Source organism: uncultured Oscillibacter sp., assembly GCF_910579365.1.
In the GTDB taxonomy this organism is placed as follows: domain Bacteria; phylum Bacillota; class Clostridia; order Oscillospirales; family Oscillospiraceae; genus Oscillibacter.
In genome coordinates, this window is record NZ_CAJTUX010000033.1 from 20370 (window position 1) to 30525 (window position 10156).

Here is a 10156-nt window from a genome sequence, read left to right on the forward strand (position 1 = left end):
CCAGTTGTAAAGGAGTGTTGACCTTGGCCAGACCGTCCAACCCCACTATGAGCCGTGCGCTTCAGCGCCGGGAGAACATCTCCGGCTACCTCTTCCTGCTGCCCAGCCTGATTTTCTTCGTCGGCTTCGTGGTCATTCCCATGGTTATCTGCATCATCACCAGCCTCACCGACGCGAACATGCATGACAAGGGCATGTTCGGCAATTTCGTGGGCCTTGGAAACTTCATAAAGCTGATGGGAGACGAGACCTTCCTGGAGGCGCTGAAGAACACCTTTATCATCGTCGTTGTCAGCGTCCCGACGGTGTGCGCGTTCTCTCTCTGGGTGTCCTCCGCCATTTACAGGCTGAAGGGCCCCGTCCTCTCCGCCTTCCGCTGCATCTTCTATCTGCCCGTGGTCACAGGCTCCGTGGCCGTCACCGTGGTGTGGAAGTGGATGTATGACAACTACACCGGCATTTTCAACCACGTCCTCAAGGGCGCGGGACTCATCGAGCAGAACATCAACTGGCTGGGCGACTCCAAATACGCCCTCTGGTGCATCATTCTCATCCTGTTCACCACCTCCGTGGGCCAGCCCATCGTGCTGTACGTCTCCGCTCTGGGCAACGTGGACCAAACCCTGATCGAGGCCGCCGAGGTAGACGGGGCCAACAGCTTTCAGGTCTTCTGGAAGGTGAAGTGGGCCCAGATAATGCCCACCACGCTGTATATTCTGGTCATCACCACCATCAACTCCTTCCAGTGCTTCGCCCTGATTCAGCTGCTGACCAAGGGCGGCGCGGGAACCAACACGGTGATGTACCATATTTATTGGACCGCTTTCAAGCTCACGGAGCAGGCGGGCCACTTCGGCTACGCCAACGCCATGGGCGTGGTGCTGGCTATCTTCATCGGACTGCTGTCCGCCCTCCAGTTCAAGCTGGCGAAAGAGAAGTAAGGAGGTGCTGGTATGAAAATTGAAACCGGGCGCAGCCGCGCGTACAAGATCGTCTCCATCATCATTCTGGTGATTCTGGCCTTCCTCTTCACCTTCCCGCTGTATTGGATCGTCACCGGCGCGTTCAAAAACGGCGCGGACATCAACGCCACCAAGCCCATCTGGGTCCCCACCGAGTGGGTGATGAACAACTTCAACAAGCTGATGAAGCAGCGCAGCGTCCCCCTGTGGGAGGTTTACCTGCCCTTCGGCAGCTTCTTCAACGGCGGGCAGAAGGTGCTTCTCACCGCCGGGCCGGATGCCCCCGCCGCCATCCGCTGGCTCATCAACGCGGTGCTCATGAGCGTGCTGGCCATGCTCTTCACCTGCCTCACCGCCGCCATGGCGGGGTACGCCCTGGCGAAAAAGCGCTTTAACGGCCGGGCCATTCTGTTCTCCCTCATCGTCTGCGCCATGGCTCTGCCCAAGCAGGTCATTCTGATCCCGCTGCTGAAGGAGATGTCCGCCCTGCACCTGTACGACAGCCTGTGGGCGGTGATCTTCCCCACCGTGGGCTGGCCCTTCGGCGTGTTTTTGATGAAGCAGTTCTCGGAGAGCATACCGGGAGAGATTCTGGAGGCCACCCGCATTGACGGCGCCAGCGAGCTGAAAACCTTCACCACCGTGGTCATGCCCATGATCAAGCCGGGCATCGGCGCCCTGGCCATCTTCACCTTCATCAACTGCTGGAACGACTATTTCATGCAGCTGGTCATGCTGGCCAGCGGCAGCAACTTCACCATCCCCCTGGGCATCGCCACCCTCCAGGCGGAGACCTCGGTGGACAACGGCCTGCTGATGGCCGGCGCCACCCTGGCGGCGGCTCCCATCATCATCGTGTTCCTGATCTTCCAGAAGTACTTCACCCAGGGCATCACCATGGGCGCGGTAAAGGGGTAAGGCCATGATCTACGCCAAACACCGGGACGCCCCGGTCTACCGGGGCATCCACCCCAATCTGGACCTGGCGCTAAAGCACATCACGCCGGCGTTTCTCGCCGGCGTGGGGACGGAGCGGGTGGAGCTCAAGGGTGGCGAGGTCTACGCCACCCGATTCACCTATGAGACCGTTCCGGAGGAGGAAAGCTTTTTCGAGGCCCACCGGAAGTACCTGGACATCCACATCATGGTAGAGGGCTCCGAAGGCGTGGAGATCGCCCCGCCGGAGGCTTTGACCGAATTCGACCGGGTGGAGGCCAACGATTTTTATGCCTACCGGGGCCGGGGGGACTACCGCCTGGTCCTCTCCCCCGGGGACTTTCTGGTGGTCTTCCCCGGGGACGCGCACCGCATCAAAATGCAGGTGGACGGGCCGAAAACCGTGAGCAAAGTGGTCTTCAAGGTGAGAATCTATGACGATTGAGGAGTATTAAATATGAGAGACCTTTCCAAATATCAGGGCATTTTCCCGGCCTTTTACGCCTGCTATGACCAAAAGGGCAGCGTCAGCGGCCCGGCGGTCCGGGCCCTGGCCAAGTTCCTTCTGGGCAAAGGCGTCCAGGGCCTGTACGTGGGCGGCTCCTCCGGCGAGTGCATCTACCAGAGCGTGGCGGAGCGGAAGGAGATTCTGGAGAACGTCATGTCGGAAGTGGGCGGCAAGCTGACCATCATCGCCCACGTGGCCTGCAACAACACCGCCGACAGCCGGGAGCTGGCCGCCCACGCCGAGAGTCTGGGCGTGGACGCCGTCGCGTCGATTCCCCCCATTTACTTCCACCTTCCCCCCAAGGGCATTGCCAAGTACTGGAACGACATCTCCGACGCGGCCCCCAACACGGACTTTGTGATTTACAACATTCCTCAGCTGGCGGGGGTGGCCCTGTCGGCGCCCCTGCTCCGGGAGATGCTGAAAAATCCCCAGGTCATCGGGGTGAAGAACTCCTCCATGCCCGTGCAGGACATCCAGATGTGGCATGACGAGGGAGCCCTGGTCTTCAACGGTCCCGACGAGCAGCTTTTAAGCGGTCTGGCCGCCGGAGCCGCCGGCGGCATCGGCGGAACCTACGCCGCCATGCCGGAGCTGTATCTGGAGATCTTCCGCTGCTTCCAGGCCGGAGACCTGGCAAAGGGCCGGGAGGTCCAGAACGAGTGCTGCCGCATCATCTATAAGATGTGCTCCGCGCAGGGGAACATGTACGCCGTCATCAAGGAAATTCTCCGCCTCCAGGGCGGACCTGACATCGGCGGCGTCCGCGCGCCTTTGCTGGAGCTGGAAGAGGGCGACCGGGAGGCCGTCGTCCAGGCCCACGAGATGATCCGCCGCGCCATCGAAACCTACTGCTGAACCTCACGAAGGGTCCGGTCTCCCGCTTTGGGGGCCGGACCCTTTCCGTAAACGCGCCCCCGCGCCGCCCAAATTTATGCCGCGCCGTCTTGCTATGTTCGCCCCAATGTGATATACTGGCACAGCACTTTCCCAACATCTTCAGGAGGACGCTGCCCTATGCGAATGAGGAAAAAGAAGAACCTGATTCCCCGGATGGAGCGCTGTGAAGACCGGCTTATCCGAGACCCCTATGACCGCCCCGGCCGCTGGCGGGAGCTGATGCCCCAGGCCCGGGAGATTCATGTGGAGCTGGGGTGCGGCAAGGGCCGCTTCACCGCCGGAACCGCCGCGGCGGAGCCGGACGTGCTCCTTTTGGCTGTGGAGATGGTGCCCGACGCCATGGTGGTGGCCATGGAGCGCTGCGTAAACGCGGGGCTGGAGAACGTCTTTTTCATCAGCGCCAACGCGGACCAGCTGCCCTACTTCTTCGCCCCAGGCGAGGTGGACCGGATTTACATCAATTTCTGCGACCCCTGGCCCAGCGGACGCCACGCCAAGCGGCGTCTGACCCACGGAAACTTTCTGAGGCTCTACCGCCAGGTTTTGAAGATGGGGGGCCAGATTCACTTCAAGACGGACAACCAGCCCCTCTTCGCCTTCTCCGTGGAGGAGCTGCCCCAGTTTGGTTTCCAGCTGTCGGAGGTCACGTGGAACCTCCACGAGAACGGCCCCGTGGGGGTCATGACGGACTACGAGGCCAAGTTCCACAGCCTAGGCCAGCCCATTCACCGCTGTGTGGGAACCATGACGGAGTGGGAGGAGCCCTTCCCCTCCAGCCGCAAGGTCCTGAAAAACCGCTGGCTGGACGCCTTTGCCGAAGGCGCGCCGGAGGCGGAGCTGGGGCGGTGGGTCCTGGCAGAAGGGAACTTCCTCTGGCACCTGTTCTCCGCGAAGCTGGTCCCCTGTCTGGAGGGTGAGGCCGCGCGAAACGCCCTGGCGGAGGTTTCGGAGGAAACGGTATATCGCTTCTACTACGAGTACCCCCCGGAAGGGATTCCCCTGACGCAGTCCCTTTCCAAGGAGGAGGCCCTGTCTCTCCCGGAGCCGGAGGCGCTCTTCGGCGCGGATTGGTATCTGGTGGACAAGGATTTCACCTGGACCTACGTGCACACCCACGAGGCGGACTGCGGGCCCTACTTCTGCCGGGCGGAGCGGCAGGAACCCTCCGGGGGGCCCGGCTGAACCAGGGCGGGAGACCTGGCCGGCGGTTTTTCACCGGACCGCCCTCTGCGGCATCTTTCTCGGCAAAGCCGCCTCCCGCCTGCCTTCACGGATGAAAAAAGGACTCCGGAAATCTTCGGGGGAACCCTGATAAAGAAGTTTTCCTGACGGGAGACAGCCGCATGATGCAAGAGCGTCATGCGGTTGTCTCTTTCTCATACTTGGCTGTACTCCGGGGACAAGTCGATCTCCCCAATAAACATATAATGCACATCGATCCGCTGTACCCGGCGTCCACCGGACTTGTCAGGGGCGTAAACCACCACCTTCTCCACAAACTCCCGCAGGAGTGCGGGGGGGCAGTTCAGTGGGCTCGGTGTACTTCTTCACAATGTTCAGAAAGCTCTGGACATTGACGGCCTGGGCCTCGGCGGCGTTCACGATGGCCCGGAGGTTTTCAACAGACTGCTTCAAGTCCGCCGGTTCCTGCTCCGCCCGCTGTGCGGCAGTTTTGTTCTCCATAACGCGTCGTACAAACCCGTCCTCCTGGGCATAGGCCACTGCCCTTTGCAGGTTTTGAAGCGCCAGCCGTTCCAGGACCACGGCCCGGATATAGTGTGCAGAGCAGCCTTTCTTTCCCCGATAGGTCGCGCAGGTGTAGCGCTCCTGTTCATGCGTCCAAGAAGCCGTCCGGCAATGGTACAGCTTTGCGCCACAGTCGGCGCAGTATACCAGCCCGGAAAACATACCCATTTCCCCAATTTTTGTGAGGCGGCGGCGCTGCTCCCTTGCCTTCTGCACGATCTCCCAGGTTTCCGGGTCAATGATTGCTTTGTGAGTGTTTTCAATAACTACCCACTTCTCCGGGGGATTGGCAATTTTCTTCTTGGATTTATAGGAGAGCTTGGCAGTTTTGAAGTTGGCTGTACGGCCCAGGTAGGAATCCTGCTCTAAAATGTCTGCAATCGTGTCAGAAGTCCAGCGGCAAGGATCGTCCGGGTGATAGCGCCGGGTTCGGCCTGTACGCTGAAATTCGATGGTCCCCGGCCCTGGTGCAGCCATAAAGGGACTGTGTAGACAGCCGCTGACCGGATATCCCCTTATTACGGAATACAGCTCGAATCTTCTTGCTCGTATCCTTCGCGTACCATTCATTTATGATGTTCCTTGTGTGGGGGAAAAACGAAGTTGGGCAACCGTCGCGACGCAAGGGTTGCAGGTATGTTTCACTATGGGGCGGCAAATCGTGGCCATAACGGAAAAGCGTCCGTTTGATACTCTGCTCGTAGAACATCACATATTCCTTTTCTATGACCATGTTCTCGTGGTAGTGGGCAAAAACCAGTATTTGAATTGGCACCGCTGGCGCACCTCATCAAAGAAGTCTGTTACCCAGCTCGTTAACTGTTTTTAGATAGTGCCGTCAATCAATGAGGAGCCAAATAGCAATACAACGAATTTGGACAGCAGCGACGAAGGAAGCGTCATTTTTAGCGCAGCGCGCAGCAATGCCGCGCCAGTGTTTGAGAAGAAAAGCGTTCTCAACGAGATGACGAAGTTTGTAAAGATATTTATCGTATTCACGCAATTCTTTGCGGTTTTTCTTTGGAGGGATGACTGGCGTCATCCCCTCGTCAGCAGCGCGGTGTACATTCTTCCAATTTCCATACGTTTCCGGCAAATCCAGCCAGGGTGCTTCGGTGCGTAAGATCCAGAATACACCGTTGGTAAACTGCCGTGTATCTCGGGCATTGCCTCCGCGTGTCCCCTTTTCGCCTATTGTGTATGGCCTGATTTTCTCCCACGCTCTGTCGCCTATATCATGTCGATGCTGTTCTTCCGCCATTTTTCTGCCCTCCCGCTACTTTGGAGACTATTATAACCTATTTTTATTGACGGCGATATCTAGAAGATTACTATTCCTACAAAGTTAAAAAGGGCCTCAGCCCTAATTCCGTTATCAAGCATCACGCCATGATTCGGACCGCCCTGCAATGGGCTGTGAAGCATCGTTATATCCGTGAGAACGTGGCTGACTTCGCTGAGAAGCCCAGTCACATCCGTTATCGTGGGGCGGAGCCTTACACAGTTCAGGAGATTGCGAACCCGCTGCAACTAACAGCCAGCCAGCGAGCCGATTGCCGTACCGATTTTCCCGGCGAGCTTCTATGGCCTCCGGCGTTCTGAACTGCTGGGCTTACGCTGGTCGGCAATCGACTTCCAGCAAGGCACCATCACCATTTCCACTACCGTCGTCAAAGAAAAGCACAATGGGGAAATTAGAGCCATTGTCCGGGAAAATACGACCAAGAGCGATACCAGTATGCGGACATTGTCCCTTTGCCAGTACACCTATCAGTATTTCATGAACCTAAAAGCTGGGTGGTATCATGCCGCAAAATCTGCTTTCCAGCCCCAATTTTTCGTAAATGTTAGAAACGTGTTAGAAAACGCCAATTTTCCAGCAAAAAAGAAAAGTAAGAATCCCTAGAACCATTGCGGTTCTAGGGATTTGTGGTTGCGGAGACAGGACTTGAAAAGGAAAAGGCGTTTTTCGCTTCGTTCCACAAAGCTATGTATCCCTTGCAATCAGGGCGTTTCCGGCGTTGTGTCTTTCACGCCGCCTCCTTCTTGGTCGTTGCGTTTCACCAAAATAACGACCAAACAACGACCAAATTTCACGCCTGTTTCTTCCGCCCGAACTTCACCGGCAGGGCCTCCGCCAAGGCATCGCAAGCCCTAGCCTGGGCCGTCTCGAAGGTATGGGCATAGATGTTCAGGGTGGTCGATGTCTGGGAGTGCCCCAGGGCGGCGGAGACGGCCCGCACGTCCTCTCCGTTGTAAATCAGCAAGGAGGCGTTCAGGTGCCGGAATTGATGAACCCCATAGAAAGGTAGCCCCTTTTCCTCACAGAACCCCCGGAGCCATTTATAGGCCCTCTCCGGGTTGACGGGGCTTCCGTCCTGCTTGGTGAACAACCGCCCGCACTCATGCCATTGGTCCCCGAGCGCCAGCCGCTGCCGGGCCTGTTCCACCCTCAGCCGCTTCACAAGGTCGAATATCCAGGCGGGGAGCTTTCATGTCCGGCGGCTCTTGGTGGTCTTCGTGGGAGCCGTGAAAATGCCCTCAGAGGCCGTATAGAGCGACGCCCGCCGGACCGACACGGTACAGCGCTCAAAATCGAAGTCACTGAACTCAAACCCGCACAGCTCCTCCCGCCGGAAGCCACCGAACAGGGCCAGGGAGAAAAACACCTGCCAGCAGAGCGGCGCGTCCGCCAGGGCGTCCAGGAACGCCTGTGCCTCCTCCAAGGTGTAGCAGGTCTTCTCCTTCCCCGTCTCCAGCGGCGGCAGCGTGACGGCCCGACAGGGGTTATACTGGATCATCCCCATTTTCACGGCGTAGGAGAACACGGCGGAGACAAATGACAGGTGGTTTTTGACACTTTTCGGGGACAACCCCCGGTCTTCCCTGGAGCGGTTCGCCCCCGGTTCGCTGAGCGTGTTAATGAACCGCTGGACCTGCCTGGGCGTGATCTTGTCCATGTACAGGTGCCCGAGGGCGGCATATACCCGAGGGGACATCTGCCTGTAGTTGGCCTGTGTGCGCTTGCCTAGGGACTTTTCCACATATTCGGTAAACCATTGCCCGGCGAAGACTTCAAACTTGATGTGGCCGTCCGTCAGGGAGGAGCCCCGGCATTCTTCGTCAAAGAGGACCTTCTGCCGGTTCAGCTCCTTCTCGATCTGCCGGGGCGGCATGCCCGGGTCCGGGGTCCAGGTCCGGGACTTCATCACCTGCTTGCCCTCCGGGGTATAGCCCACGGAAGCCCGGAGCCGGTACGAGCCGCCGCGCTTTGTAACGGTTGCCATGATGTTTTTCTCCTTTCCGATTTGACACCACGGCCCCGGTATGATATCATAAAAGGGCGCAAGGGTGCCTTGTTTCGTCGACGTGGTATGTTTGTGCATCTATGACCGTCCCGGTGTTTGCAGCGCCGGGGCGGTTCTTATTGCTTTTTGTGGAAAACCGTGGTATCCTGGCGATAGGAAAGAATGATCTTTCAGCGCTGCCAGTAACGGCGGACGGTTGGCCCTCTCGACAGGGGGGCAGCTTCTGCCCCCTAATCTTCGGAAAGGGGGGCTTGCCCAATGGTCACATATAGTGAACTGTTTCAGTACACGCTTGTTATCATCGGCATTATCGGCCTCTTTATTGCGGCCTATAAAAAGAAGTAACCGCCCCAGGCTCCAACCAAGGCGGTTACTCTTTTGAGTAAATAACTTTGGGGGCCAACCGTCTACCGGCAGCGCCCTTTCTATGTTTAAGTATAACCGCCTGTATTGGATTTGTCAAGTGGTGAACCGTGGTGACACGCCGTGGAATGATAGATTGCGCTCTGTAGTCAGCCCTGGGCCTCTGGCCTGGGGCTTTTTGCTCGCCGGATTTGGCGTGCAATCGGTTTTGGTCCCCTATTCTGGGGAGCAAAGGGGGATTCCCCAATTTTGGGGAGAGTAGATCGGCTCAAAATTGAGCTCAGTAACCAGGGAGAAAGTTCCCTGGTCCGCTGCCCTCAAAACTGAGGTGAGCACTGACCCCAAAATTGGGGACTGCACAACTTTGTGCAGTCAATGCCGGATGAGTTGACCCGAATTAAAATCGTGTCAGACGGGCAGAACCGAGCAGTGTTGGCGGTATCAGGGTGCCGGAAATTTCCGCACTCTCTATTCGCCCTCCTTCGCCCCCTCTGGCGCGTCCTGGGCGGTAGGGGTATCCGTATCCCCGGCAGGGGCTGGCGGTGCTTCTGGGGGGTCTTGGAGACGGTAGCGGGGAATTTCGGTTAGTTCTTCAACGCGCTCAACGGCCTTTCTCTTTCCATCAGTATTTAGCGATTTGAACGCTATCTTCAATCTATTTGCAACATACTTTTCATCCTCAAAACCTGTTATCTCTGCAAAGAAAATACTTTGTGCGAGTGATCCGGGCCTTAAACGTGGTTTTCCGTATTCATCTATGCCTTCGAACCCATCTGCCCCGGCCAATTTCTTTAGGATTTCACGATTAAAGTAAACCAGATCAACATCTTTTTCAGCGTCAATCAAGTCTACAATATCAATTTCCAGGGCTTGCGCAACACGCTGCGCTATAATTTTATCTACACGTTTAGAATCTCTTTTTGTAATAGAATATAGCGTATTTACAGAAATTCCAGATTTTTCAGACAGTTGCTTAATCGTCATTCCCTTTTCTCTGAGGGCATTTTTTATGCGGATTCCTACCCCACCTAAACCACCTCAATAGTGAGTATATCCCATATTAGTGCGTTTAGCAAGATTTTTTTATTTTCCTCTTGAAATCTAGTGAAATTAGCGCTATTATCACTTATAGCCCTAAACGCACTAATTTTGTGGAGGTGAGACCAAATGAATATCCGCACGCAATTCATCGAGGCCAAAATGGCGGAACAGGGTTTGACCAAAAAGGCCCTTGCTGCAAACTGTGGCATCTCTGCCCAGAACATCAGCACGGTCATCCGGCGGGGTACCTGTGAACCAAAAACCGCCGGGAAGCTGGCGGCGGGCCTGGGCGTCCCCGTGGAGACACTTATCAAGGAGGGGTAGCCATGTACCTGTTAAAACAGACCAGTTTATCCAGCTTGTGAAACGCTATACCGATTTTTCCGAATTGA

12 protein-coding genes and 1 pseudogene are annotated in these 10156 nt (G+C 56.9%); 7 read left to right on the forward strand and 6 right to left on the reverse strand.

The annotated features are described in order from the left end of the window. Positions 1–47: 47 nt before the first annotated feature. The 5 genes from QZ329_RS09130 (at position 48) to trmB (ending at position 4488) form a co-directional block, all read left to right on the forward strand. On the forward strand, positions 48–941 hold the full coding sequence (locus tag QZ329_RS09130; RefSeq protein ID WP_295751475.1) for a sugar ABC transporter permease: 894 nt from the start codon (positions 48–50) through the stop codon (positions 939–941). Between the two features lie 12 nt (positions 942–953). Next, on the forward strand, positions 954–1880 hold the full coding sequence (locus QZ329_RS09135) for a carbohydrate ABC transporter permease (protein ID WP_295751447.1): 927 nt from the start codon (positions 954–956) through the stop codon (positions 1878–1880). 4 nt (positions 1881–1884) lie between these two features. Beyond that, on the forward strand, positions 1885–2343 hold the full coding sequence (locus QZ329_RS09140) for a YhcH/YjgK/YiaL family protein (RefSeq protein WP_295751451.1): 459 nt from the start codon (positions 1885–1887) through the stop codon (positions 2341–2343). Between the two features lie 12 nt (positions 2344–2355). Continuing rightward, a complete protein-coding gene (locus QZ329_RS09145; RefSeq protein WP_295751454.1) occupies positions 2356–3264 on the forward strand; it encodes a dihydrodipicolinate synthase family protein in 909 nt (302 codons plus the stop codon). A gap of 159 nt (positions 3265–3423) precedes the next feature. Further along, entirely contained in the window at positions 3424–4488 is a 1065-nt protein-coding gene (trmB, locus tag QZ329_RS09150; protein WP_295751458.1) for a tRNA (guanosine(46)-N7)-methyltransferase TrmB, read from the forward strand. Between the two features lie 194 nt (positions 4489–4682). Here the strand turns inward: trmB and QZ329_RS15615 are convergent, their stop codons facing one another. The 3 genes from QZ329_RS15615 to QZ329_RS09160 form a co-directional block, all read right to left on the reverse strand. Then, a complete protein-coding gene (locus tag QZ329_RS15615; RefSeq protein WP_365351746.1) occupies positions 4683–4802 on the reverse strand; it encodes a DUF4368 domain-containing protein in 120 nt (39 codons plus the stop codon). Continuing rightward, positions 4774–5529, reverse strand: coding sequence for a recombinase family protein (locus QZ329_RS09155; protein WP_295751461.1), 756 nt, complete (start codon positions 5527–5529; stop codon positions 4774–4776). Before QZ329_RS09155 ends, QZ329_RS15615 begins: the two co-directional genes overlap by 29 nt. A 361-nt stretch (positions 5530–5890) precedes the next feature. Then, entirely contained in the window at positions 5891–6313 is a 423-nt protein-coding gene (locus tag QZ329_RS09160; protein ID WP_295751464.1) for a transposase, read from the reverse strand. 65 nt (positions 6314–6378) lie between these two features. Between QZ329_RS09160 and QZ329_RS15620 the strand changes: the two are divergent. After that, a pseudogene (locus QZ329_RS15620) lies at positions 6379–6654 on the forward strand (phage integrase SAM-like domain-containing protein); the annotation flags it as partial. Between the two features lie 491 nt (positions 6655–7145). On the opposite strand, the gene QZ329_RS09165 reads toward QZ329_RS15620, so the two are convergent. From QZ329_RS09165 to QZ329_RS09175, 3 genes are all read right to left on the reverse strand, one after another. After that, entirely contained in the window at positions 7146–7517 is a 372-nt protein-coding gene (locus QZ329_RS09165) for a tyrosine-type recombinase/integrase (protein ID WP_295751467.1), read from the reverse strand. Positions 7518–7544: 27 nt separating this feature from the next. Continuing rightward, positions 7545–8339 (reverse strand): phage integrase SAM-like domain-containing protein, encoded by a 795-nt coding sequence (locus tag QZ329_RS09170; RefSeq protein WP_295751469.1) that lies wholly within the window; start codon positions 8337–8339, stop codon positions 7545–7547. Between the two features lie 852 nt (positions 8340–9191). After that, the gene (locus QZ329_RS09175; protein ID WP_365351750.1) at positions 9192–9740 is read right to left on the reverse strand and encodes a helix-turn-helix transcriptional regulator; all 549 of its coding nucleotides are present in this window, start codon (positions 9738–9740) and stop codon (positions 9192–9194) included. Positions 9741–9890: 150 nt separating this feature from the next. Between QZ329_RS09175 and QZ329_RS09180 the strand changes: the two genes are divergently transcribed. Then, positions 9891–10088, forward strand: a complete 198-nt coding sequence (locus tag QZ329_RS09180; protein WP_295751472.1) for a helix-turn-helix transcriptional regulator — start codon at positions 9891–9893, stop codon at positions 10086–10088. The last annotated feature ends 68 nt before the right edge of the window (positions 10089–10156 follow it).